A 23,829-nucleotide genomic window follows, 5' to 3' on the forward strand; every position below is an offset into this window, starting at 1 on the left:
GGGAAAGGGACGGATCAGGGATCCAGGCGGCGTCCCGTTTCGGCGTTGAAGACGTGCAGATGGGCCGGCGGCAGGCGAACCGGCAGGGCCGAGCCGGTGAAGGCCCCGGAAAGCCGCGCCGTGATGGCCAGGCCGCCGGGCGCGCGGCCATGAACGACCGTCTCGGAGCCCAGCGGCTCCACCAGCTCGACCGCCAGCGGGATCGAGTCGGGTCCCTCGCCCGGGGAGAGGTGCTCGGGCCTGAGGCCAAGGGTCAGGGGCATGCCCGCCGGGCCGGGGCGCGGGCCGTCGGAGAAGCGGATCGGCGCGCCGCCGGGCAGGCGCGCCGAGGCGCCGCCCTCCTCCAGCGTGGCGGGGATGAAGTTCATCGCCGGGCTGCCGATGAAGCCGGCGACATAGGTATCGGCGGGGCGGGAGAAGATCTCCATCGGCGGCGCCACCTGCGCCGGGCGGCCGGCATTCATCACCACCAGCCGGTCGCCCAGCGTCATCGCCTCCACCTGGTCATGCGTGACGAAGAGGGAGGTGACGCCGAGCCGGCGCTGCAGCCGCCGGATCTCGGCCCGCATCTGCACGCGCAGCTTGGCATCGAGGTTGGAAAGCGGCTCGTCGAAGAGGAAGAGGGCGGGCTCCCGCACGATGGCGCGGCCCATGGCCACGCGCTGGCGCTGCCCGCCCGAGAGCTGCTTCGGCTTGCGCTCCAGCAGCGCGCCGATGCCGAGGATCTCGGCCGCGTCCTTCACCCGCCGCTCGATCTCGGCGCGGGGCAGGCCGCGGATCTTCAGCCCATAGGCCATGTTCCCGAAGACGGACATGTGCGGGTAGAGCGCGTAGTTCTGGAACACCATGGCGATGTCCCGGTCCGCCGGCTCCAGCCCGGTCACGTCGCGGTTGTTGATCACCACCTGGCCGGAGCTGGGGGCCTCCAGCCCCGCCACGATCCGCAGCAGCGTGGACTTGCCGCAGCCGGAGGCGCCGACGATCACGACCAGCTCGCCATCGGCCACCTCCAGGTCGATGCCGTGCAGGACCGGGGTGGCGTTGAAGGACTTGCGGACATCCCGCAGGGAAAGGGTGGCCATGGGGGCTACTTCTCGGTCTCGGTCAGGCCCCGTACGAACCAGCGCTGCATCAGCGCCACCACGAGCACGGGGGGCAGGAGGGCCAGCACGGCGGTCGCCATGATGGTGTTCCAGTCGTTCTGGGAATCGCCCCGGCCGATCATCTTCGAAAGGCCGACCACGATCGTCTCCATGGAGCGGTCGTTGATGATCAGCAGCGGCCAGAGATACTGGTTCCAGCCATAGATGAAGAGGATGACGAAGAGCGCCGCGATGTTGGTGAGCGAGAGCGGCAGCACCACGTCCCGCAGGAAGCGCAGGGGCCCCGCGCCGTCCATCTTCGCCGCCTCCACGAACTCGTCGGGGATGGTCAGGAAGAACTGCCGGAACAGCAGCGTGGCGGTGGCCGAGGCGATCAGCGGCACGACCAGCCCCGCCCAGGTGTTGCCGAGGTTCAGGTCCACGATCACCTGGAAGGTCGGAATGATCCGCACCTCCACCGGCAGCATCAGGGTGATGAAGATGGCCCAGAAGGCCGCCATGCGGCCGGGGAAGCGGAAGAAGACCACCGCATAGGCGGAGAGGATCGAGATGACGATCTTCCCCACGGCGATCAGCACGGCCATCAGCAGGCTGTTCAGCAGCATGGTGGAGGCCGGCGTGGTACGGGTCCGCCCGCCGCCCTCGTTCCAGGCGATGGCGTAGTTCTCCGCCGCATGAACGCCGGGCAGGAGCGGGACATCGCCCCGGCCGATGGTGGCGGCATCATGGGTGGAGCCCACCAGCGTCATCCAGATCGGGAAGGCGACGATGATGACGCCGAGGATCAGCGCGGCATGGGCCACCAGGCGCGAGGCGAGCCGGCGCCGCCGCGTGGCCCGCAGCAGCGCATCGTCGCGGATCACCGGCGCGCGGGAGGGGAGGGTGCCTTCCATCAGTAATGCACCTTCTTCTCGACCGCGCGGAACTGGATGGCGGTGAGGCCGATGACGAGGATCATCAGGATCACGCTCTGGGCCGAGGATTGCCCGAGGTTGAGGTTCTCCACCCCGTCCACATACACCTTGTAGATCAGCGTCTCCGTCGCCTTGGCCGGGCCGCCATTGGTGAGGGCGTGGATGATGCCGAAGGTCTCGAAGAAGGCGTAGGTGAGGTTCACCACCAGGAGGAAGAAGGTGGTCGGCGAGAGGAGGGGGAAGACAACCGTCCAGAAGCGCCGCGCCGGGCGCGCGCCGTCGATGGCCGCCGCCTCCAGCACGCTGGCGGGGATGGACTGGAGCCCCGCGAGGAAGAAGATGAAGTTGTAGGCCAGCTGCTTCCAGGCCGCGGCGATGATGACGAGCACCATCGCATGGGTGCCGTTCAGCCGGTAATCCCAGGCGATGCCCAGGGCGTTCAGCCCGCGGCCGATCAGCCCGATCTGCGGCTGGAACAGGAAGAGCCACAGCACGGCCGCCACGGCCGGGGCCACGGCATAGGGCCAGATCAAGAGGCTGCGATAGATGGTGGCGCCGCGCAGCGACTTGTCAGCCTGCACGGCCAGGAACAGCGCAAGGCCAAGGGCGAGCCCCGCGACGCAGGCGGAGAAGACGAGGGTGTTCAGCGCCGCGTTCACCCAGGACGGGTCGGTCAGCACCTCACGGAAGTTTTCCAGCCCGACGAATTCGCGGGAGAAGCCGAAGGCGTCCTCCCGCAGCAGGGACTGGTAGATCGCCTGGCCCGCCGGCCAGAAGAAGAACACGAAGGTCACCGCAAGCTGGGGCGCCAGCAGCGCCAGCGGCAGGAGACGGCCGCGGAAGATGACTTTTTTCTGCATGGAGCCCTTCGTCGCGCCGGGCGGGAGCCTCCCGCCCGGCGGTACGCTATCAGTTGTTGCGGTTGGTGCGCTCGAAGTTGCGCAGCACCTGGTTGCCCCGTGTATTGGCCGCGGCCAGGGCCTGCTCCGGCGTCGCCTGCCCCTGGAAAGCCCGCTCCATCTCCTCCTGGATGATGTTGCGGATCTCGATGAAGCCGCCGAGGCGGATGCCGCGGCTGTTCGGGGTCGGGTCGCCGCCGCGCAGCATCTGCTCGATCGGCACGTCCGCGCCCGGGTTCTGCTGGTAGAAGCCGGCCGCCTTCGTGGCCTCGTAGGCGGAGCGGGTCACGGGGACATAGCCCGTATCCTGGTGCCACTTGGCCATCACGGCGGGGCTGGTGATGTAGCGGAAGAACTCGCCCACGCCCTTCAGCTCCTCGGCACTGCGCCGCGCGTTGGGGCCGCGATTCATCGTCCAGAGCGCCGCGCCGCCGATGATGGAGTTCCGCGGCGTCGTGCCCTCGTAATAGGGCAGCATGGCCGCGCCCCACTGGAACCGCGCCTCACGCGAGATGCGCGCGCGCAGGCCCGAAGAGGCGAAGCTGATCGCGCATTCGCCCGCCGGGAAGAGCGGGTCGCCCGCCGTGTCGCGCCCGGCATAGCGGAACAGCCCTTCCTTCTGCCAGTTCACGAGGTTGGTCAGGTGGCGGGTCAGGAGCGGGTTGGTGAGGTTCAGCTCCGTGTTCAGCCCCTCGAAGCCGTTGGCGCGGCTGGCGAGCGGCACGTCGTGGATGGCCAGGAGCTGCTCCACCATCAGCCAGGTCGGCCAGGCGGTGGTCATCGGGCAGGCGATGCCGGCGGCCTTCAGCCTGCGGGCGGCCTGCTCGACGCCCTCCCAGGTGGCCGGGAAGCTGTTCGGGTCGAGGCCCGCGCGCTGGAACATGTCCTTGTTGTAGAAGGCGATGGCGGTGCTGCTGTTGAAGGGCAGGGCCATCAGCCGGTTGTCGGCGGAGCTGTAGTAGCCCGCAACAGGCCCGATGAAGTCGCGCGTGTCGATCGCGACGCCAGTCTCGGCGATCAGCTCGTGCAGCGGCTTGATGGCCCGGCCGGCGGACATCATCGTGCCGGTGCCGACCTCGAACATCTGCACGATGTGCGGCGCCGTGTTGGAGCGGAAGGCCGCGATGGCGGCCACCACGGTCTCGGCATAGCCGCCACGGAAGCTCGGGACGACGCGGTACTGCTGCTGGGTCGCGTTGAAATCGGTGGCCAGCTGCTCGAGCATGCCGCCGAGCGGCTGGTTCAGCCCGTGCCAGAACTGGATTTCGACGGGCTGCTGCGCAGGCGCGCCAAAGGATGAGCCGATGAGGCCGGCCAGCGCGAGGGCGCCGGCGGCAAGGTGGCGTCGCCGCATGACGAAGTTCCTTCCCAGGGAGAGAATGTGGCCGGGGTAGCCGCCCCGTGTTGCAATCAGACTACAATCGGATGACGCCTTCGTGGAAGGGCGCACATCCGCTGTGGAACTCCGGTCATTAAATGAGCCTTTAGCCTCGTGACGCACATTTCCGTGATGGAACCCGATGCGTCCCTTTCACCTCCCGCCACAATGGCGCGCCCTGCGACGCCACGGGGCGGAGGTTCCGCGCCTCACCAGGCCAAGCCTTCCTGGCCGCCGCGCCGCGCCTCGCCTCGCCTGCCACCCGAGGCGGCGGTGACCCGCCTGCGCGCCGCGCTCGAGGCGGTGTCACGCAGCCTCGCCGCGGCCGCCGCGGGTGGCCAGGCCCCGGCTCCGCGCCCCGCCGCCCCTTCCGGCGCCTCCCCTGAGGAACGCTGAGTCGGTCTTGCGGCACCTGCCGGTTTTCCGGTTGATGGTGGCGTGCAGACCGACGAGACGGGGCCGCCGCCCTCCATGCCCCGACGCCGCCGAGTGGTCGGCGCCCTGGGCGTTGCCCAGACGCTTGCCTGGGCCTGTTCCTACTACCTGCCCGCCATCGTCGCGGCCCCGATGGCGCGCGACTTCCGCCTGCCGCCCAGCGCCATCTTCGGCGCCTTCTCCGCCGCGCTTCTGCTGACCGCGCTGCTCGGGCCCTGGGTCGGGCGCGTGATCGACCGGCGGGGCGGGCGGGGCGTGCTCGCGGCCTCAAACCTCGCCCTCGCGGCCGGGCTGGTGCTTCTGGCCGTGGCGCCCACGGGCTGGCCGGCCATCCTCTTCCTGGGATGGGGCGTGCTCGGTCTCGGCATGGCCCTCGGCCTGTACGATTCCGCCTTCGCGACCCTGGCCGGCCTCTATGGAAAGGATTCGCGCGGCGCCATTTCCGGTGTGGCGATGATGGCGGGTTTCGCGAGCACCATCGGCTGGCCCCTCACGGCCTGGATCGAAGCGGACTTCGGCTGGCGCGGGGCCTGCCTGGCCTGGGCGCTGCTTCAGCTCGGACTCGCGCTGCCGCTGCATCTCCTCCTCGTGCCCCACGCCCCGCCGCCCGCGCCTGCGGCGGCCAGCGTAGAGGATCCGGACGCGGCCACTGGCTGGGCCCCGCTCGCATTGCTTGCCCTGGCCCTGACCGGAACCGGCTTCAACGTCGCCGCCCTGGCCGCGCATCTTCCCGGCGTGCTCACCCTGGCCGGGGCCACGCCCGAGGCGGCCCTGGCGGCAGCGAGCCTGGTGGGGCCGATGCAGGTGCTCTCGCGCGTGCTGGACGTGTCGCTGCTCCGCCGCCTGCATCCGCTCACCACCGGGCGCGTGGCGACCGCGGCGCATCCCGTGGCGGCGGCGGCCCTCGGCCTCGGGCTCGGGCCCGCCGTCTTCGCGATCATCCACGGCGCGGGGAACGGCATGCTGACCATCGTGCGCGGCACCCTGCCGCTCGCGCTCTTCGGGGCGCGGGGCTACGGGGCGCGGCAGGGCATCATCCTGGCACCCATGCGCCTCCTCCAGGCCCTGGCTCCCGTCGCCTTCGGGCTTGCGCTGGAGCGGGTCGGCCTCAACGCGCTTTGGCTCTATGCGGGAGTCGGGCTGCTGTCCCTCGGCGCCCTTGCCGCCCTGCGGACCGGGCGGAACTAGCGGCGCGGGAATCGCCGCGGGCCGTGTTGCGGCTGCCGCTTCCGGCCGCGGCCTGGCCCCTTGCCCGGCACGACCGGATGCGCTTCCTGCGGGGACGACAGCCAAACCGGAGGACGCCATGGCCGAGGCCTTCATCTGCGACGCCGCCCGCACCGCGATCGGACGCTATGCGGGCGGACTTTCCGCCGTCCGCGCCGATGACCTCGGCGCCGTACCGCTCAAGGCCCTGATGGCCCGCAACACGGGGGTGGACTGGGCCGCGCTGGACGACGTGATCTATGGCTGCGCCAACCAGGCCGGCGAGGACAACCGCAACGTGGCCCGCATGGCCCTCCTGCTCGCGGACCTGCCGGACACGATCGGCGGCAGCACGGTCAACCGGCTCTGCGGCTCCGGGATGGATGCGGTCGGCATCGCCGCGCGCGCCATCAAGGCCGGCGAGGCAGGCTTCATGCTGGCGGGCGGGGTGGAAAGCATGACGCGTGCGCCCTTCGTGCAGGGCAAGAGCGCCGAGGCCTTCGGCCGCGTGGCCGAGATCTACGACACGACCATCGGCTGGCGCTTCGTGAACCCGCTGATGAAGGCGAGGCACGGCGTGGATTCCATGCCGGAGACCGCCGAGAACGTCGCTCAGGACTTCCAGGTCAGCCGCGCCGACCAGGACGCCTTCGCGCTCCGCAGCCAGCAGCGCGCCGCTGCCGCCCAGAAGGCCGGGCGCTTCGCGGAGGAGATCGTCCCCGTCACCATCCCGCGCCGGAAGGGCGACCCGGTTGTCTTCGCGCAGGACGAGCACCTGCGCCCCGAGACAACGGCCGAGGCCCTTGCCCGGCTGCCCACGCCCTTCCGGAAGGAAGGCGGCAGCGTGACGGCCGGCAACGCCTCGGGCGTGAATGACGGCGCCTGCGCGATCATCCTCGCCGACGAGGCCATGGCGCGACGCCAGGGCCTGACCCCGCGCGCCCGCGTCGTCGCCACCGCCACGGCCGGCGTTCCGCCGCGGATCATGGGCTTCGGCCCGGCGCCCGCCACGCGCAAGGTGCTGGAGAAAGCCGGCCTCAAGCTCGCGGACATGGACGTGATCGAGCTGAACGAGGCCTTCGCCGCCCAGGCCCTCGCCGTGACCCGGGACCTCGGACTGCCGGACGACGCCGAGCATGTGAACCCGAATGGCGGCGCCATCGCCCTTGGCCACCCGCTGGGCATGAGCGGCGCGCGCCTGGTCCAGACGGCGGTGCACGAGCTGCACCGGCGCGGCGGCCGCTACGCGCTTTGCACCATGTGCATCGGCGTCGGGCAGGGCATCGCCATGGTGGTCGAACGCGTCTGATACTGCGGGGGGTCTGTTCTGGGCTGACGGTTTGTCCCGGGGAGAGGAAGAAGGAATTCTTCCTCTCCCCGGACCCCTCACCATCGTCTTTTTCTAGAAGTCTGGAATCACGGGGCTGACGGTGCGCCTGAGGTCTAGGACCTCAGGCGACTGCAAAGGCAGGATCAGCACCCTGCAACGGGAGATCCCTTCGATCCGGGGTATCCACGGCAGTCCGACGGGGTTCCAAGGGTCTCAGGCCCTTGGCGGGTGAGGGCAGAGCCCTCCCTCCGTCAGAAGCACCGCAGAACTACATCGGGCGCGCCGGTCTTGCCGGCGCGCCTTTTCCTCACGGGGCGCTACGCAGGCCTTCGTCCTGGAGGCTCTTCGCCGTATCACTCCATTGCGCGGTGTCGGCCACGGAAAGTCCGGCCTGCCGTGCCGCATCCTCGGCGGCGCGCGGAAGCACGGCGAACAGGGCCTGCATCATTGCCGCGTCCCGCTCGTCCTTGATCGAGTCCAGGAACTCGCGCAGCTCCGGATGGCTGACGCGCAGGAAGGGGCCGAACTTGTCGCTCGCCCGGCCCAGCCAGTCCCGGAACATGTGAGGCCAGCCGGCCGCCTGGCGGAACTCCAGCCGTGCCTCGCCATCCTTGCTGGCCAGCTTCAGCCGTACCGAGGCCCAGCGCATCGGGCCGCTTGCGAGGCTCGCCACCGTCATGTCGAGGTGGCGGTAGGACTCGCCGGGCAGGTGCTGATGCAGCCGCACTGCCTCGAAGCGGGCCGGGGCGCGGCCGGGCGCGACATTGGTGGGCGTGGCGCGCACCGGGGGTGTGGCGGGGCGGGTTGGCGTCAGAGGAGCGACTGCGGGGCGGGCCGGCTCAGGGGCGGGTGCCGGCTCGCCGACGGGCCGCGGCATCGGCGGGGGCTGAAGCGTCGGCGGCGCATAGAGCCGCGGGCCGGCGGCCGGGGCCGCGGCAGGCGCCACCGCTTGCGGCGCCGGGGTAGGCGCGACCACGCGGACCGGCGGGGCGGGCAGCGGCGCCGGCTGGGGCGCGGGGGCCGCAGGCGTGGGCTTGAGCGGGGCCGGCATGACCGGGGCGGCAGGCGGGCTCGCCACGGGCCTGGCCGCCGGCGCAGCCGTTGCGACGGGAATCGCGGCGGGGGGCGCGGGAGGCTGTGTGGAGGCCGCCGGGAGAGCCGGCGCGGGGGGCACCGTCGGCGGCGCGGCCGGCTGGGGCCCCGGTGCGGCTGGCGCGAAGGGGCTCGCGGCGGACGGTACGGCCGGCGTGGCGGGAATCGCCGCCGGAGGCGCTGGCGGCGCGGCCGCCGGCTGCGGCGGCAGGGTCGCGCGGGGTGCCTGCACCGGGGCGACGGCCGGTGCCGGCGCCACAGCCTGGGCCGGCGCGGCGGGAAGCGCCTCGCCCATGCCGATGGCGGAAAGGGTCACGCCGGAAACCTCGGCCGAAGCGTCCTCATCCCCGGCCTGCAACCCGATCACCAGGCTCGCGCGGCCGGACAGTCGCGCCGAGAGGGGCAGGGTGAGTTCCAGCCCTTCCTCCGGCACGGCGCGCCACCCCGTCATGGCGCCGCCCGTGCCGAGCCGGTCGAGCGTGGCGGCATCCGACGGCGCCGCATCGACTGCATGAACCCAGGCCGCCACCGAGGCACCCGTGCCCCTTGCCGCGGAAAAGGCGATGCGGACGCGGTCCAGCCCCGCCGCATGAATATGCGGCAGCAGCAGGATGGCGCGGCCCTTCGCAGCGGCCCGGAGCAGGGGGCGCGGCATCTCCTCGCCCAGGGCGATCATCTCCGCCTGGCCCTCGAGCGGGAGCGCCGCTTCCCAGCTCGCCGCCGGCAGGGAGAGGGGGATATCGGTCGGCGGCAGGGCCAGCCCTACTTCCTCGGGCATCCAGTGGGCCGGGGCGAGATAGCGGCTGCCCGGGGCGCCGGCCCAGGCGCGGAGGGCGAGGGGATGCTCGCCCTCGGTCCCTGCCCAGCGTGCCTCGCGGGAGAGGGCGGGCAGGCCGTCGCCCTCGGGGATGACCTCCAGCACCGCCGTCTCATGCAGGGGGCCGAGCGGCGTTGGAAGGTCGAGGGTGAGCCAGCCCGGGGCCAGTTCGGCGGCCGGAATGGCCCAGGAGCCCACCACCCGGTCGCTCTCGGCTGCCAGCAGGCGGAGGCGCAGCAGCCCGTGGCCGGTGGCGGGGCCCGCCAGATGTACCGCGATCGCCGCCAGCCCCGCGAGGCCGGTGCCCAGCTTGTGCCGTGCCGCGCCGGTGATGGGCGCGGCCTCGCCCTCCTCGCCCGAGAGGACGAGGCGCGGCGCGGCGGGCGGGCGGTGGGCGAGGAGACGGACCGTGTCGGCCATGGCCTCGCGCGTTTCCTCCATCTCCTGTCGCGCGGCCGTGACAGCCTGCAGCGCCTCGGACTCCCGCCGCGCCGCGGCGGCGAGGGAGTCGGCGAGCAGCGCGATCAGCCCGGGCATGGCGGCCTGCCCGGTCGGGGCGAGGAGGAAGGGCGGGGCGGGCAGGCCGGAAGCCTCCGTCCACCAGCGCGTGAGCGGCGCAATCCGCAGCCGCTCGCTCGCCACCAGGGCAAGGGTGCCCATGGGCGGGGTCGGGAGCGGTACGGCCGCCTCGGGGTCCGGGGCGCGGGTGCCATGCGGGTGGAGCAGGCTGGCCCCCGACCGGTTGGAGACCATCCAGACCTCCAGCGCAGGCGCGGCGAGGGGGGAGGGATCCATCACCCCCTCGGCCACCATCACCATGGGCTGGCCCGCGGCGAGGCGGGGGAGATGGGAGGGATCGGCGCGCAGGGTCACGGGAGGGGAGCCTTGTCGATGCGGTCGAGGAGGGGGGCCATGCGCGCGCCCCAGCCCGGAAGGGCGGCGGCGCGGGCATAGGCGGCGGCGGAGGCGGCCCGCAGGGCGGTCCGGTCCGCCGCGAGGGCGGAGAGGCGGGCGGCGAAGGCGGAGACGATCTCCGGGTCGCCGCGGCCCCCGATGATGAAGCCGTCCACCCCGTCGGCGATCATCTCGTCCACCGCGCCCGTGCGGGTGACGAGGGGCACGCAGCCCATGCGCTGCGCCTCCGGGATCGTGAGCGGCGATCCCTCGAAGCGGGAGGGAAGGACGAGGACATCGGCCCAGGCGAGAAGCGCGTCGAGCCCCGCCGGATCGGCCGGTGGCTCGATGGAGAGGCCCGGGATAGGTTCGGGCGGGCGGTCGAGCACGGCCCGCCCGGCGGCCCGCCATTCCAGGCCGGGCGTGAGCGCGACGATGTCGCGCAGCCGGTCGATCCCCTTCTGCGGGTCCAGCCGGCCGATGAAGAGGGCGCGCAGCTTGCCCTCCCGCTCCGCGCGAGCCGCCATGGCGGCCGCGGCCGCGCCGGGGGCGGCCGGCTGGCCCGGGCCGTTGGGCACCACGTCGATCTTGGAGCCCGGAATACCCTGCGCGATGCACCAGCGGCGCAGCCCTTCCGAAACGACGACGACGCCGTCATAGGCACCCTCATGCGCGAGCAGGGCATGCGGATTGCCCAGGGGGGCGCCGGCCAGCTCGCGCTCGATCACATGCAGCCCGGCCAGGGTGGTCGTGCCCAGGCCGCGCAGCGCCCCGGCCAGGGCATGGGCGCCTTGGGCATGGGTGGCGAGCATGGCATGCATCGGAGCGAACTGCCCCAGCGCATCGCGCGCATTTGTTACCCCGGGCAGCGGCGCGCCGAGATGGCTTGTGTCCGGGTCGCGCCCCTCGATGCCGCCGCGCTGCGGCAGCTGCACCGTCTCGAAGGCGGCGAGCGCATCGGGGGAGAGGCGGGCGGAATCGGCGCCTGTGACGAAGAGATGCGGGCGCCAGCCCCGCTCCCGCAGAATGCGGGCGTAATTCGTCACCACCCGCTCGACCCCACCCAGCTCGAAGATGGGCACGGCCAGGGCGATGTCGCGCCCCTCGCCCGGCGAGACCCAGGGGAGGACAGCGCCCGCGCCGATCAGCTCCGCATAGCCCTGATGGGCGCGGGCACGCGGGCGGCGCCAGTCGCCGCGCCACTCCCCATGCTCGGGATGGCGGGTGGCGAAGGCTTCGGACAGCGCGGCCAGCTCTGCCGCCGCATCCGGCGCCACGGAGGGTGGCGCATCCGCCAGGGGCACGGGCAGGGTGATGGCAAGGCTGGCCGCCCGGCGCGTGACGGACCCTAGAAGGGAGCCGAGGGCCGCGGCCTCCGCGAAGGCCTCGGTGCGGAACAGCAGGAGGGCGGCGTCCTCCGGCAGCGCGCCCTCGCTCCGCTCCAGGGCCAGGTGCCCCGGCCCCTCGGTCGAGAGGGTGATCCCGACCGCATCGGCCTGCCGCAGCAGGATCTCGGCCTGCCAGAGCGCGTTGTGCAGCAGCTTGCCCGCGGCCAGAGCCTCCAGCGCCGCCTCGGAGGCGAAGAGGAGGAAGGGCGGGGCATGCACCGCCTGCGGATGGCGGCTGGATTCCACGATCGCGCGCCGCGCCGCCTCGCGCGGGAGGGCAGGCCGGGCAGGGCGGAGCGCGTCCACCACCGGCTCGGCCCATTCGCTGCCCTGACGGAGCAGGAGGAAGCGCGGCACCTCCGCGGATTCGAGCGCGAGCAGGCGGCGCGGGTCCAGTAGCCGCCGCTGGCGCCCGCGCATCCCCGCCAGGATGCCGGCCCGGCGGCGCTCCGCCTCCAGCCGCATGCCCCCGGCGCGGCGCCGGTACCGGAACCCCGCCATGGGCAGGTGCCGCCCGCGGAAGCCGGCCTCGGCGGCGCGAAGCCAGAAGTCCCAGTCCTCGAAGCCCTGGCGCATCGTCTCGTCGAAGCGCAGCCCCGCCTCGAACACCGCGCGGGCGACGAGGCTGCCCGCGTCGCACGTGTTCTCCAGCAGGTGCAGGAAAAGAGAGTGCTCGCCGGCGGCCGAGCCATGCTCGGCGATGCCGAAGAAGTCGAAATCCGGATAGACCCAGCCGATGCGGGGGCCCGAGGCCTCCAGCAGCGCCGCCGCCCGGTCGAGCAGCCAGGGGCCGAGCCGGTTGTCGGCATCGAGCATGAAGAAGGCGCGGCAGGAGGGCCAGGCGCGCAGGGCGAAGTCGACGCCGGCGTTGCGGGCGGCGGAGAGGCCGCCATTGGCCTGGCGCAGCAGGAAGACCCGGCCGGGATGGGCGCGCGCGAGGGCAAGGGCGACCTCCCGCGTCTCCGGCATGGGGCAGCCGTCATCCACGATGACCGTCGCGATTCGGCGCGCCCCGCGCTGGGCAAGGACCGAAAGAACCGCCTCCGCCAGCAGGGCCGGCTGTCGCCAGGCCGGGATGATGACGGCCACATCCGGCGCGATGGCGGGCCCGATGCCCCACTCGATGCTGGGCCCAATGCAGGGCGCGGTCCCGCCGCTCTCCACCGGATGATCCCCTGCCTCTGCCATCCCCGAGCCCGGTCCGTGCCGAATTATCTCACCCGCCCCCGGCCACGCCAAGGGAGCCGGCGGGGAGGCGGCGCAGCCGGGCGAGATAGGCTTCGGCCATCGCCGTGCCGCCCCAGGCGGTCGCGAAGCGCCAGGCAGCTTCCGCGCGGGTCCGGGCGGGGCCGGCCGGGTCGAGGCAGCCGGCGAGTGCATCCGCCATTTCGGCGACATCCTCCGGATCGGCCAGCGCGGCAAGGCGGGCGGCGCCCGAGCCTAGCGCCTCCAGCGCCTCATGGCTGGCCACCACGGGGAGGTGATGCGTGGCCGCTTCGAGGAAGGCCAGGGGCGCTCCTTCCAGCCGGGAAGGCATGACCAGCGCATCCGCCCCGGCCAGCAGCTCCGCCGGGCGGGGATGCCTGCCCAGCAGGCGCAGCGGATGGTCGGCCGAGGCCTCCGCGCTGAGCTGCGCATCCAGGCTGCCCGTGCCGGCGGCGGCGATCACGCCGCCGCTGCGCCGCGCGAAGGCCTCGGCGAGGAACGGCAGGCGGTCGGCACCCTTCGCGGCATCCAGGCGGCCGAGGAAGAGGGCGACGAGCGCGTCGCCGGGCAGGCCAAGCCGCTTCCGCAGCGCCGCGCGCCAGGCGTCGCGGTCCATCTCCGGCGGCGCGTCCACGCCGTTCCGGATGGTGGCCACCCGGCCCGCGGCCAGGCCGAGGAAGCGCTCGAGGCGGAAGGCCGTGGGGGCGGAGACGGCCACCCAGTCGGCCCGCATGGCGTGCGCTGCCGCCAGGGCCTCCTCATCCAGGCCAGGCGGCGGCTCCTCTCCATGCGGGGCGAGATGGGAGACGACCAGGGTGGGCGTGCCCGATTCGGCCAGGGCCTCGAAGGCGCCGCCGGCCTGGTCGGGCCAGGGCAGGGGGAGGAGAACGACGTCCGGCTTTGCCTCCGCCAGGGCGGCGCGCACCGCTTCGGCCTGGGCCTGGCGGGCCGTGGCGGGAAGCCCGCGCCGCCAGGCGACGGGCAGGTCGAGCAGGCTGCGGCCGGGCGCCGCCAGGGAAGGATGCAGCGCGGGGGCCGCGGCCAGCGTGACCTGCATGCCAGCCTGCGCCGCCGCATCGGTGATGCGAAGCGTATGCGCCTCTGCGCCGCCGAAACGCTCTCCGGGGAAGAGGACCAGCAGGCGCCGTGTCCGCGTGGTCCGTGCCATGCGCCTTTCATCCAACGGATCAGTGACCGCGACAACCCTTGCGCAACTGGCCCATGGCTTGCGAAGGGACGCCCGGCCCCGGCGGGGACCGCCCGAGGGACCCGGCACGGCGCGGCCGGCGCCCCGGCGGTTCGCCCGGATGGCCGTGCGGGCAGCTTCGGCTGGGGGCCGCTGTGAGGTATGATCCTCCAGCGTGTCCGGCCGGGGACGTCGATCTGGGCGAGGACGAGGAATGGCACGATACCTGGTGACGGGCGGCGCCGGCTATGTGGGCAGCCATGTGGTCCTGGCGCTGCTCGAACGTGGCGACGATGTGGTGGTGCTCGACAGCCTGCGGCAAGGGCACCGCAGCGCCGTGCTGCCCGGGGCGGAGCTGGTGGTGGGCGACCTGTCGGACCGGCGGACGGTCGAGGAGGTGCTCGCGGGCTGGCGCTTCGAGGGTGTCCTGCATTTCGCGGCCCTTTCCCTGGTGGGGGAGAGCATGCGGGAGCCGCTGCGCTACATCGCCGAGAATGTGGGGAACACGCTCTGGCTCGCCGATGCCGCTGTGCGGGCCGGGGTGATGCGCTTCGTCCTCTCCTCCACCGCCGCGCTCTTTGGCCTGCCGCAGCGCATTCCCATCGATGAGGAGGAGACCAAGGGGCCCGTTTCGCCCTATGGCGAATCCAAGCTGATGGCCGAGCGCGGGCTCGAATGGGCCGACCGCATCCATGGGCTGCGTTCCGCCTCGCTGCGCTACTTCAACGCGGCGGGCGCCGATCCCGGCGGGCGGCTGGGCGAGGATCACGATCCCGAGACCCATCTGATTCCGAATGCGGTGAACGCGGTGCTCGGCCTCGGGCCGCCGCTGACCGTGTTCGGCACGGATTATGACACGCCGGACGGCACCGCGATTCGCGACTACGTCCACGTGGCCGACCTGGCGGATGCGCATCTCCGCGTGCTGGACCGCCTCAAGGACGGGCCGTCCTGCCGCTACAACGTGGGCAGCGGCACCGGCGCCTCCGTGCTGGAAGTGATCGCGGCGGTGGAGCGCGCGGCCGGGAAGCCGGTGCCGCATACGCTCGGGCCGCGGCGGGCCGGCGACCCGGCCGTGCTCGTCGCCTCCAACGACAAGCTGCGGCGGGAGACCGGCTGGGCGCCCAAGCTGGGCGCGCTGGATGACATCGTGGGCACTGCCTATGCCTGGCGGGCGCGTAATCCGCAGGGCTATCGCGGCGTGCTGGCGGAGAACGTGGCCTGAACATGCGTGTCGCGCTGTTGATGAGCCATGCCGACCGCTCCATGGCGGGCGCGCTGCGCGACATGCACTTCATGCGCTTCCTCGCCCGGGGCGGCGCGGAGATCGCGGTGTTCCGGATGCATCCGGGCACCGCGACGGAGCAGGAGCGCTTCCTGGACGGCGAGGTCCCGGTCACCTTCGCTCCGTCGGACAATCCGAAGGACATCCCGCACCGCCAGCTCTCGGCGGCCCTGATCGAGGAGGTCCGCGCCTTCGCGCCCGATGCGGTGCTGCTGAAGGGGCTGAGCTACCGCGTGAATCTGGCGCTGCACGAGGCACTGGCGAAGGGGCCGGGCGCTGCGCCGCGCATCGGCTTCGTCGTCGGCGGCGCGGTGACCGACCCGCTGCTGGACCGGGCGGATTTCATCTTCGGCGAATATCAGGAGCAGCTCGCCCGGCACTTCCCGCGCTTCGCCGAGGCCGGGCGCGCCTTCATCATGCCGAAATACGTGGACCTGGACGCCAGCCGGCCCGCGAAGAAGCCGGAGCCGCCGCTTTACGACATCGTCAATGTCGGTGGGCTCTACGACAAGCGGAAGAACCAGGAGGATGTGGTGCCCTTCACCGATTCCTGGCGTGTCGCGCTGGTCGGCGGCGGCACGCCGCGCCCGGAGGTGAAGGCGGCGGTGGCGGATACGCGCAACCTCACCCTCACCGGCCGCCTGCCGCAGCCGGAGGTGATCTCCCTGCTCGGGCGCTGCCGGATCATGGTGCACACCTCGACCATGGATGGGCTGCCGCGCGCCGTGGTGGAGGGAATGGCCTGCGGCCTCCCCGTGATCGTCTACCGTGACACCGTCCATGGCGGCTTCGCCGAGGGGCAGCATGGCTTCATGGTGGGCCGCGCCACGCTGCGGCACGCGGTGGAGCTGCTGCTGCGCGAGGCCCCACTGCGCCGGGCGATGGGCCGCCGCGCACGCCGCCATGTCGAGCTGAACCACGGGCTGCCGGCGTTGGAGCGGGCGGCGGGGGCTTTCCTCGGCTTCCTCGCGGCCTCGGCCCCCGCCCAACCGGCCCTGGGCTGAAACGGGCATGGCCGGACCCCACATCCAACGGATCGTCTTCTCCGGCGACGTGCTGCGGCCCGGCGATGCCGCTTTCCGTCCGGCGCAGACGGAGAACATCCTCTGGTTCCACCGCCTGGTGCGCGGCCAGGCTGCGGCCGCGACGCGCCTGCCCGTCGAGGCCGTGACCTGGGGCCGCGGGATCGATACCGAGCGCCTCTATGACCTCTGGGGCGCCGAGAAGAGCTGGCGCGGCTGGGCACGGCTCTTCGATGCCGGCTTCGCGCCGGAGGGGGTGGTCGCGGCCCTCGAACAGGCCTTCGGCGGCGCCGTCGTGATCGGCTTCGAGCTGGCGGAATCGATGAAGCGGATCCTGAGCCTGCTCGGGATCCCCTTCCTGGATTTCAGCGTCCATCCCGTGCGCTTCCTCGACGACGTGTTCTTCGCCGTGCAGACGAATGACGCGGCGGTCTTCGAGGTGATGCTGCCGGACCATGCGGAGGAGAGCGCCTTCCTCGGCCCGGCCGGGCTTCTCGCGGCCTCGGCCCTGAAGTTCCGGCCGAACCTGAGGATCCGTGGTGAATCGCTCCTCGTCGGCCAGACGCGCATCGACCGTTCCCTCGTGCGAGGCGGACGGGTGGTGGACCTCTCGGATTTCGGCCCGGAGCTGCGCGCGGCGGTCGGCGAGGGCGGGGTGGTGTTCAAGCCGCATCCCTATGCCAACAGCGACTTCGGCGCTCTCTCGGCCGGGCTTTCCCTGCGCCGGATGCAGGTGAGCAGGGAGAACATCTACGCGCTCATGGCCTCCGAGGAGATCCGGCGCGTGGTCGGCGTCAGCTCCTCCGTTCTACTGGAAGCGCGGTATTTCGGGCAGGAGGCGCATATGCTGCACGAATCCCCCTTCGACATTCCGGCTCGCCGGGGCGAAGCCGTGCCCGGGCAGCATCTCAGCGTGCTGGATGCCTGGGGCGACACAGATTTCTGGCGCCGCGTCCTCGCCCCGCTGGTGCCGGTGACACGCCCGGACGGCAATCGCTTTCGGCGCCCGCCCAACGCGCTCCGCACCTCGCTGCGGAACTTCTGGGGTTTCAACGAACTATCCACCGACTTCCAGGTGGCGCTGGCCCGCCCCGCCATCCAGGCGCGGGTCTAGCGTCACGCGAGCCCACCCGGGCTGCTGAGCTGCGCGTCGATCCCTGGTGCTGCCGGGTGTTGCTTCTGACCGATTGGTCTGTCTCGGGGAGAGGAAGAAGGAATTCTTCCTCTCCCCGGACCCGTCGAAGGCAGTGCCTTCGACCCATCATCATCTTCTTCGAGCTGAAATCACTGGGATCACGGTGCGCCTCGGGTCATGGACCCGAGGCGACTGCAACGGCAGGAAAAGTACCCATCACCAGAGACCCCGCCGATCCGGGGTATCCGCGGCAGTCAGACCGGGTTCCAAGGGCATCAGGCCCTTGGCGGGTGAGGGCGGAGCCCTCAACGGGAAGCCCCAACAGGTCAGAACCTCGGCAGGCCCGCGTCACTCCGGATCGGCGGCGATGCGCCGCGCGGAGGCACGCCAGATGCCGATGCCCAGCTGCCGCGTGTCACGCCCCGTCGAATCCGAGACGAGGGGGCTGAGCAGCACGAGGCCGAGATTGGTGCCGGGCGATTCCGAGCCGGCCCAGAGCGCCGAGAACACGCCGCGATGCGGCTCTCGCGGCGTGAAGCTCAGCTCCAGCGGCTCGCCATTGGCGAGGACGACCAGGGCATCCTCGGTGAAGGGCGTGCGGAAGGGCCGCTCCAGGTCCAGTTCCAGCTCCACTGTACCCGGGCCGAGATCGGGGATGACGACCGAGGCGGCGGGCGCCGTGCCGCTCCACCGCCAGCTCTCGCCGCCCCGGCCCTCGGCCGTGTGCCAGCCATAGCCGACGAAATCCGGATCGGCCGCATGCACCTCGAAGCGGGCAGGCGGTGCCGGGGGCGGGGTGCGGCGGTCCTCCGGCATGTGGCGCAGAGGGTCGATCTGCAGCCAGTCGCCGCGCTCGCGCCGGGTTTCGACCGCGGCCTGGCGGGCCGCTTCGGCCTCGGCGGCCACGCGGGCGATCTCGCCGATCACGCCCTCGATGGCCTCGCGCAGGGGCAGCGGCAGGCCGGAGAGGCTGGGGGCCAGGCGTTCGCGGATCGCTTCGGCGCGGATGCGCGCCGCTGCGGCATCCACCGCCCCGCCCGCATCGTGCATCGCGAGAAGGTCCAGGCCGTCGCTGGCGGTTTCGAGGGGCATGGCGGCTCCGGTGATCGGCACAGGTCGGGTTCGGTCAGGCAGCGCGGGCGAGGGGGCTGGCCCCGGGGGCCAGTGCCAGGGCGGAGTCCTGGAAGGCCAGGGCGAGGCTGGCAAGGGTGCGGCAGGCGGCGCGGGCGGCGGGCGTGCCGAAGCGGGCACGGCCGAAATGGAACGCCCCTTCGCCCAGCCGCTGCCGGCGCAGCGGGTCGCGGATCAGGTTCCGCAGATGCGCCACGTATTCGGCGCGGGAGCGGGCGACGAGATAGGCGGAGCCCTCGCCGCCGGTCAGCCCGAAGGCGCCTTCCTCCGACAGCACGGAGGGCAGCCCCTGGCAGAGATACTCCACGGTCTTGATCTTCAGCCCGCCGCCGTAGAACACGGGATTGATGCCGATATCTGCCGCTTCGAGGAAGGCGACCGGGTTCTCCACCTCCCCATGCAGCACCAACCCGCGGGCGCGGAAGTCCGCCAGCGCGTCGCAGACCCGGCCCGCCACATGCAGCTCCGCCCCGAGCCCGGCGATGGCCGGCCAGGCCTGGTCGATGAACCAGCGGATTCCGTCGCGGTTCATCGGGCTGTCGCCACCGAGGAAGACGATGCGCCGGGCCTCCTGGCGCGCCGGCGCGCAGGGCATGTCGGGCAGGGTATGCGGCAGCAGGAGAGACCGACCCGGCATGGCGCCGCGGAGCAGGGCGTGCTCCGCATCCTGGATCGCGAGCACCTGCTCGAACCCGTCCATGATGCCGAGTTCCTCCAGCGTCGAGATCCGCAGGAAATGCTCGCGCCCGAAATGCTCGAAGTTCTGGGTGCGGAGCGACATCACGTCATGCGTATCCAGCACGCGGATGGGCGGGGCCGGCTGCGCGTGGCGCAGATAGGACAGGCGGATGTATTCGAGGATGAGGATGGAATAGCCGCCGCTGCCGGCCAGCACGCCTTCCAGCACCTCGAAATGCGCGGCGTCGAAATACCTGCGCTCGAAGGGGGTGAGCTTCGCGTTGTCCGGCACGGGCTCCTCCAGCCGGCCGGCCGGATCGCCGGGAGAGGCGAGGAGGCGGCCGCGGCGGCCGAGCACGGCGAAGGCCGCATCCGCATCCTCCGGTTCCAGTGGGCCGAGGAAGAGCGTGTCGAGGTCCATCTCCCCCCGGGCGGCGCGCAGCATGGCCGCGATCCGGGCCTGGTTGCCCAGGCTTTCCCGCCAGAACGGAATATCGGTGACGAGAAGGGCCCTGGGCCGGTCGATCAAGGCCTGCAACGCGGCGCGGGAGCGGAAGGGCGCGAGTTGGCGCCGGACCTCGCGGGCATAGCGGGCCGCGAGCGCCGCGCTTTCCCGCGCCACCTCGCGGCGGAAGCGGGGTTCGCGGGCCCAGCGGCGGGCCAGGGCGGCAACGGCGGCGGCATCGGGCGCGGCATGGAAGGCGGCGCGGGCGCCAAGGCCCCGGAAGGCCTCGGCCGTGCCGATCACCGGCAGCCCATAGGCCAGGGCCTCCACCGTCTTGATCTTCAGCCCCGTGCCGCCCTCATGCGGGTTCACCACGAGGTCGATGCCCCGGTAGAAATCGGCCGGGCTTCCCACGCCACCCATGGGCAGGAGGCCGGGCCGGGCCGGGCCGGCGAAGCGGGAGGCGCCGCCCGCCACCCGCATCTCGGCGCCCAGCGCGGGCAGCGTCTCCGCATCCAGCGCCTGGAGGAAGCGCGCCAGCGCATGGCCGTTCAGCGGGTTGCCGCTGCCGAGATAGCCGATGCGCAGCGCCGCATGCGGGGCCGGGGAGAGAGGCTGGACCTCCGGCATGAAGCCGAGGGTGACGACCGGGCTCTCCGTCACCTCCTCGAAGGCCTGCCGCTCGTCGTCCTGGATGGCCAGGACGAGGTCCGCCCGGTCCAGGCCGCGAGCCTCCTCGGCCGAGGAGGTGTGGAAGAAGCCGATGGGCAAGCCGAGCGCCTCCAGCCGGTGGTGCCGGTCGGCGAAGACGTCGTGGGTGTCCAGCAGCTTCAGCGTGCCGGGCGGGAAGAGCTCCAGCGCCCGGCTGAGGAACACGTATTCGACGAGGACCAGATCGTAGCTCCCGGCCTGGGCAAGGGCGGCGATGGCCTCCTCCAGGGCCGGCGGGAACCAGTCATCGAGCGCGAAGGTCTCTCCGAGGCTCGGGCTCTCGGCCGTCCGGTCATAGGGAATCAGGTGGAGCCGGTCCCACGCGGCGCGCATCGCCTCGATCGCTTCGGGGACAACGGCCTCGCGCTGCACGAAGGCGAACTCGACCTGGTGGCCGAAGCCGCGCAGGGCCGACAGCAGGGCGTGAATACGTTGGCGGTTGCCGGCATCCTGGGGATGCGTGGGCGTCGGCGAGATGACGAGGCAGCGCATGGGGGTGGTGTTCTGGTCCGGTGGGCGTCGGGTCGAAGGGTGGTCGGGGGCGCCCCGGTGCGGCGCCAGGATAGGGGAGGCGGGGGGATCGCGGTCAAGGCGGGCGCCTCGCCTGGCGGTTGCGGCCGCGCTTGCTTCAGGGCATGCGACCCTTTCTAATCGGGCCTCAACGGGATCTGGGCGACGGATGTATTTCGAGTTCGGACAGGCGCTTCAGGCAGGCTTGGACTGTGCCGGCGACATCAGCCCCGACCAGGGCGCTGTGTTCGGCTGGGTGCGCCACCCTGTCGGGGAAGCTCTGGAACTGCGGGTGGAGGGCAGCCCCGGCGATCCGGTCGAGACGCTGCTGCTCGACATCCACCCCCGGCAGGACGTGGAGGCGCCGGAGGGCATGGCTGTCTCCGGCTTCAGCCTCGTGCACGATATTCCGCGCCATGCGCCGGGACGGCTTCTCATCATCGGCGTGGTGGGCACGGCGGCCGTTCAGGAAGTGGCGGTCGACCTCCTGGCCTATGACCTGCCGGTCGATGTCGAGGGCGTCACCCTCAACCGCGAATGGGGGGCGACCTACCAGCTTCTTCACGCTTCCGCGAGGGATCCGGGGCGCATCAAGACGCTCACGGCCGATGCCGGGCCGCCCGGCATTTTCGGCGGCTGGCTGGACCGGCTGCCGCGCTTCGCGGGCTCTGCCGACTGGTTCATGGATTTCCGCCGCGTCACGGCCGCCATGCTGCCGGATGGCGAGCTGGCCGTGTCCGGCGGCTTCAACCTGCCGCCCGCGCCGGGGCAGAAGGCCGCCGCGATGGCCTGTGCCCTGGTGCGCCGCCCCGGTGGCGGGACGGAGGTCCTGCCCTTCGCCGGGGAAGCCCGGGCGCCGCTCGAGGGCGGCTTTGCCCTGTCCGGCCGGGTGGACGTGCCGGCCGGGACAGCGGTCGAAGCCCTGATTCAGATCCGCCGCGGCGAGCAGAGCTGGTGGTTCCGCGCCGAGGCGGCCCGGGCCACCCTGCCGGAATTCCTGAACGCCCTGTCGCTCTCCGGCGTCGAACTGGCCGGGGCGGACCAGGGGGCGCTGCATGGCTGGGTGCGCCAGGCCCTCTCCGATCGCGGCGACGCGCTCCGGGACCGGCTGGCGACGCTCGGCCTGGCCGGCGCGCCCGCCAGGTCGGGAAGCACCGCGCTGCTCTTCGATGTGAACGACGAGTATGCGGCGCGCGTGCTCTCGCTGCTCGCGCCGCAGTTCGAGGCGCGGTTCGGCCGCATGGTGCTCAGCGGCACCGCGGCTTCACGGGCCGCGGCGGGGCTGATGCGGCGCGGGCGGATGGAGATCACGGTGCAGGGCGATGCCGAGGAGGCCTTGCTGGCGGCGGCGGAGGGGCCCGGCCAAGTGGCGCCGATCGACACTGCCTCGCTGGTCGATGCCGCCATCGAGGGCAATCCGGCGCGGCTAACAGCCAATGCGCTTCCGGCGGACCGGCTGCCGATGATCGCCGCGCTGCACGGCATGGCCGGGGTGGGCGAGATGGAAAGCACCCTGCGCCGGGTGGTGGCGCTGATGGCAGGGGTCGATGCCTCGGCCCTGCCGCTGCCGGTGCAGCGGCCCGATGCGATCGGAGGGCTGGTGGCCGAGCATTTGCGGGGCTTGTGGGAAATGGTGCCGGTTTCGGGGGTGGCGCGATGAGGAACCCATCGGTCTGCGTGATCGCGCATGCGCATCCCGACTTCTCGAAGGGCGGCGGTGAGACGGCGGCCTATCGGCAGTTCCAGACCCTGGCCGGGGAGGGGTGGGAGGCGAGCTTCGTCGCCGCCATCGAGCTGCCGGGCGGGCAATCCCCCTCGGACCGCGGCGAGGCGGTCGCCCGCTACGGGGAGAACGAATACCTCTACGCCGTGAGCGGCATGGAGGACGACCGGCTGTGGTGGCGCAGCGCGGAGGAGCGCCGCGGCCTGGTGCGGCTGCTCGCCGGCCTGAACGCCGATGTCTACCACTTCCACCACTACTGGCGCGTCGGGCTGGACCTGGTGGCGGAGCTGGCCGAGGCGCGGCCGGATGCGCGCATGGTGGTGACGCTGCATGAGATGCTGGCGATCTGCAGCCATCACGGCCAGATGATCCGCACCCGGTCCCGCGAACTTTGCCGCAAGGAGACGGCCCAGCGCTGCCTCACCTGCTTCCCGGACCAGACGCTGGAACGGCTGCGGCTGCGCAAGGCGCTGATGATCTCCGGCCTGCGGAGCTTCGACCACTTCGTCTATCCGAGCCACTTCATCGCCGAGCGCTACCGCGCCTGGGGCCTCTCCCCGGACAAGGCGACGGTGCTGGAGAACTATCTCGGCGACGACCTGCTGGCGCTGCCGCGCCGCCGGCGGGAGAGCGCGCGGCTGGCGGGGCGCTTCGCCTTCTTCGGCCAGCCCACCGAGTTCAAGGGGCTGGACATCCTGATTCCCGCCTTCGCCTCGGCGCTGGCGGAGGATCCGGCCCTTGGCCTCATGGTCTATGGCGCGACCGAGGAGGAAACGCTGCGGTTCTTCCCGCATCTGGAGCGCTCCATCACCGCCGCGGGGGACCGGATCGTCTTCGCCGGACGCTATGACGCTGCCGATGTGGTGGCGCTCATGTCCTCGATCGGCTGGGTGATCATGCCGTCCATCTGGTGGGAGAATTCTCCCGTGGTGATCCAGGAGGCCCGGCGCGCCGGGACGCCTTTGATGGTGTCGGGGATCGGCGGCATGGCCGAGAAGGTGCTGGACGGGGTGGATGGCCTGCACTTCCGCGCCGGCTCGGTGCCGGACCTCACTCGTGCCATGCTGGAGGGCGCCGTGCCGGAAAACCACGAGCGACTCTCGTCCAGCCTGCGCGACGTGATCGGGCGGGAGGAGTTCATCGGGGCGCTGCGCGGGATCTATGCTGCGGAGGGCGAGCCCGTCATGCGGGCCGCCTGAACGGAACGCGGCGGGGCGGATCGTGACGCTCGCCGACTCTTCGTTATTCCCGCGCTCGTCTAAAAAGGTATAACGGTCTCGCCTTCCGCTGCGGGAGGCCGTCATGGCCGGGCATGTCGCCCCGGCCAGAAGCCGAGTTGCA

General features: G+C 72.2%; 17 protein-coding genes. 8 read left to right on the forward strand and 9 right to left on the reverse strand.

All coding sequences use genetic code 11. The annotated features are described in order from the left end of the window. Positions 1 to 14: 14 nt before the first annotated feature. Genes ugpC through ugpB form a run of 4 tightly spaced genes read right to left on the reverse strand, consistent with a single transcriptional unit; the run spans position 15 to position 4,270 of the window. Positions 15 to 1,082 (reverse strand): sn-glycerol-3-phosphate ABC transporter ATP-binding protein UgpC, encoded by a 1,068-nt coding sequence (gene ugpC, locus BUB97_RS06430; protein ID WP_073132810.1) that lies wholly within the window; start codon positions 1,080 to 1,082, stop codon positions 15 to 17. Between the two features lie 5 nt (positions 1,083 to 1,087). Next, complete coding sequence (gene ugpE, locus BUB97_RS06435) at positions 1,088 to 1,996, reverse strand: sn-glycerol-3-phosphate ABC transporter permease UgpE (protein ID WP_086061953.1); 909 nt, start codon at positions 1,994 to 1,996, stop codon at positions 1,088 to 1,090. Next, positions 1,996 to 2,877, reverse strand: a complete 882-nt coding sequence (gene ugpA, locus BUB97_RS06440) for a sn-glycerol-3-phosphate ABC transporter permease UgpA (protein ID WP_073132812.1) — start codon at positions 2,875 to 2,877, stop codon at positions 1,996 to 1,998. Before ugpA ends, ugpE begins: the two co-directional genes overlap by 1 nt. Positions 2,878 to 2,926: 49 nt before the next feature. Then, positions 2,927 to 4,270 (reverse strand): sn-glycerol-3-phosphate ABC transporter substrate-binding protein UgpB, encoded by a 1,344-nt coding sequence (gene ugpB / locus BUB97_RS06445; protein ID WP_073132814.1) that lies wholly within the window; start codon positions 4,268 to 4,270, stop codon positions 2,927 to 2,929. Positions 4,271 to 4,567: 297 nt separating this feature from the next. Between ugpB and BUB97_RS27205 the strand changes: the two genes are divergently transcribed. The 3 genes from BUB97_RS27205 (at position 4,568) to pcaF (ending at position 7,244) form a co-directional block, all read left to right on the forward strand. Further along, positions 4,568 to 4,690, forward strand: coding sequence for a hypothetical protein (locus BUB97_RS27205; protein WP_277614023.1), 123 nt, complete (start codon positions 4,568 to 4,570; stop codon positions 4,688 to 4,690). 42 nt (positions 4,691 to 4,732) lie between these two features. Continuing rightward, positions 4,733 to 5,917, forward strand: coding sequence for an MFS transporter (locus BUB97_RS06450; RefSeq protein WP_217659588.1), 1,185 nt, complete (start codon positions 4,733 to 4,735; stop codon positions 5,915 to 5,917). A gap of 118 nt (positions 5,918 to 6,035) precedes the next feature. After that, positions 6,036 to 7,244: a 3-oxoadipyl-CoA thiolase gene (pcaF, locus tag BUB97_RS06455; protein WP_073132816.1), complete on the forward strand. Its 1,209-nt coding sequence runs from the start codon at positions 6,036 to 6,038 to the stop codon at positions 7,242 to 7,244. 328 nt (positions 7,245 to 7,572) lie between these two features. Here the strand turns inward: pcaF and BUB97_RS27210 are convergent, their stop codons facing one another. Genes BUB97_RS27210 through BUB97_RS06470 form a run of 3 tightly spaced genes read right to left on the reverse strand, consistent with a single transcriptional unit; the run spans position 7,573 to position 13,830 of the window. Next, entirely contained in the window at positions 7,573 to 10,047 is a 2,475-nt protein-coding gene (locus BUB97_RS27210) for a DUF6212 domain-containing protein (protein ID WP_073132818.1), read from the reverse strand. After that, positions 10,044 to 12,644, reverse strand: a complete 2,601-nt coding sequence (locus tag BUB97_RS06465; RefSeq protein WP_073132820.1) for a glycosyltransferase — start codon at positions 12,642 to 12,644, stop codon at positions 10,044 to 10,046. The genes BUB97_RS27210 and BUB97_RS06465 overlap by 4 nt, the downstream gene beginning before the upstream one ends. A 28-nt stretch (positions 12,645 to 12,672) precedes the next feature. After that, positions 12,673 to 13,830: a glycosyltransferase family 4 protein gene (locus tag BUB97_RS06470; protein WP_073132822.1), complete on the reverse strand. Its 1,158-nt coding sequence runs from the start codon at positions 13,828 to 13,830 to the stop codon at positions 12,673 to 12,675. Between the two features lie 232 nt (positions 13,831 to 14,062). Here BUB97_RS06470 and galE point away from each other — a divergent pair, with 232 nt between their 5' ends. The 3 genes from galE to BUB97_RS06485 are packed head-to-tail and all read left to right on the forward strand — an operon-like array spanning position 14,063 to position 17,269. Continuing rightward, positions 14,063 to 15,073 (forward strand): UDP-glucose 4-epimerase GalE, encoded by a 1,011-nt coding sequence (gene galE, locus BUB97_RS06475; protein WP_073132824.1) that lies wholly within the window; start codon positions 14,063 to 14,065, stop codon positions 15,071 to 15,073. Between the two features lie 2 nt (positions 15,074 to 15,075). Then, the gene (locus BUB97_RS06480; protein WP_073132826.1) at positions 15,076 to 16,137 is read left to right on the forward strand and encodes a glycosyltransferase; all 1,062 of its coding nucleotides are present in this window, start codon (positions 15,076 to 15,078) and stop codon (positions 16,135 to 16,137) included. 7 nt (positions 16,138 to 16,144) lie between these two features. After that, positions 16,145 to 17,269 (forward strand): hypothetical protein, encoded by a 1,125-nt coding sequence (locus tag BUB97_RS06485; protein ID WP_073132828.1) that lies wholly within the window; start codon positions 16,145 to 16,147, stop codon positions 17,267 to 17,269. 369 nt (positions 17,270 to 17,638) lie between these two features. Here the strand turns inward: BUB97_RS06485 and BUB97_RS06490 are convergent, their stop codons facing one another. Together BUB97_RS06490 and BUB97_RS06495 are read right to left on the reverse strand one after the other, a co-directional pair. Beyond that, entirely contained in the window at positions 17,639 to 18,382 is a 744-nt protein-coding gene (locus tag BUB97_RS06490) for a hypothetical protein (protein WP_073132830.1), read from the reverse strand. 34 nt (positions 18,383 to 18,416) lie between these two features. Next, positions 18,417 to 20,747: a glycosyltransferase gene (locus BUB97_RS06495; RefSeq protein ID WP_073132833.1), complete on the reverse strand. Its 2,331-nt coding sequence runs from the start codon at positions 20,745 to 20,747 to the stop codon at positions 18,417 to 18,419. Positions 20,748 to 20,934: 187 nt separating this feature from the next. Here BUB97_RS06495 and BUB97_RS06500 point away from each other — a divergent pair, with 187 nt between their 5' ends. Both BUB97_RS06500 and BUB97_RS06505 read left to right on the forward strand, forming a co-directional pair. Continuing rightward, positions 20,935 to 22,425 carry a hypothetical protein gene (locus BUB97_RS06500; RefSeq protein ID WP_073132835.1) on the forward strand — a complete coding sequence of 497 codons (1,491 nt, stop codon included), beginning with the start codon at positions 20,935 to 20,937 and terminating at the stop codon, positions 22,423 to 22,425. Further along, positions 22,422 to 23,687 carry a glycosyltransferase gene (locus tag BUB97_RS06505; protein ID WP_086061955.1) on the forward strand — a complete coding sequence of 422 codons (1,266 nt, stop codon included), beginning with the start codon at positions 22,422 to 22,424 and terminating at the stop codon, positions 23,685 to 23,687. The genes BUB97_RS06500 and BUB97_RS06505 overlap by 4 nt, the downstream gene beginning before the upstream one ends. The last annotated feature ends 142 nt before the right edge of the window (positions 23,688 to 23,829 follow it).

It is taken from the genome of Muricoccus roseus (assembly GCF_900141905.1).
GTDB classification, from domain to species: domain Bacteria; phylum Pseudomonadota; class Alphaproteobacteria; order Acetobacterales; family Acetobacteraceae; genus Roseomonas; species Roseomonas rosea.

Bases quoted from the DNA above. Each gene is read 5' to 3' on its own strand.
- ugpC (WP_073132810.1), bottom strand. From the start codon at position 1,082: ATGGCCACCCTTTCCCTGCGGGATGTCCGCAAGTCCTTCAACGCCACC.
- ugpE (WP_086061953.1), bottom strand. From the start codon at position 1,996: ATGGAAGGCACCCTCCCCTCCCGCGCGCCGGTGATCCGCGACGATGCG.
- ugpA (WP_073132812.1), bottom strand. From the start codon at position 2,877: ATGCAGAAAAAAGTCATCTTCCGCGGCCGTCTCCTGCCGCTGGCGCTG.
- ugpB (WP_073132814.1), bottom strand. From the start codon at position 4,270: ATGCGGCGACGCCACCTTGCCGCCGGCGCCCTCGCGCTGGCCGGCCTC.
- pcaF (WP_073132816.1), top strand. From the start codon at position 6,036: ATGGCCGAGGCCTTCATCTGCGACGCCGCCCGCACCGCGATCGGACGC.
- BUB97_RS06465 (WP_073132820.1), bottom strand. From the start codon at position 12,644: ATGGCAGAGGCAGGGGATCATCCGGTGGAGAGCGGCGGGACCGCGCCC.
- BUB97_RS06470 (WP_073132822.1), bottom strand. From the start codon at position 13,830: ATGGCACGGACCACGCGGACACGGCGCCTGCTGGTCCTCTTCCCCGGA.
- galE (WP_073132824.1), top strand. From the start codon at position 14,063: ATGGCACGATACCTGGTGACGGGCGGCGCCGGCTATGTGGGCAGCCAT.
- BUB97_RS06480 (WP_073132826.1), top strand. From the start codon at position 15,076: ATGCGTGTCGCGCTGTTGATGAGCCATGCCGACCGCTCCATGGCGGGC.
- BUB97_RS06485 (WP_073132828.1), top strand. From the start codon at position 16,145: ATGGCCGGACCCCACATCCAACGGATCGTCTTCTCCGGCGACGTGCTG.
- BUB97_RS06490 (WP_073132830.1), bottom strand. From the start codon at position 18,382: ATGCCCCTCGAAACCGCCAGCGACGGCCTGGACCTTCTCGCGATGCAC.
- BUB97_RS06495 (WP_073132833.1), bottom strand. From the start codon at position 20,747: ATGCGCTGCCTCGTCATCTCGCCGACGCCCACGCATCCCCAGGATGCC.
- BUB97_RS06500 (WP_073132835.1), top strand. From the start codon at position 20,935: ATGTATTTCGAGTTCGGACAGGCGCTTCAGGCAGGCTTGGACTGTGCC.
- BUB97_RS06505 (WP_086061955.1), top strand. From the start codon at position 22,422: ATGAGGAACCCATCGGTCTGCGTGATCGCGCATGCGCATCCCGACTTC.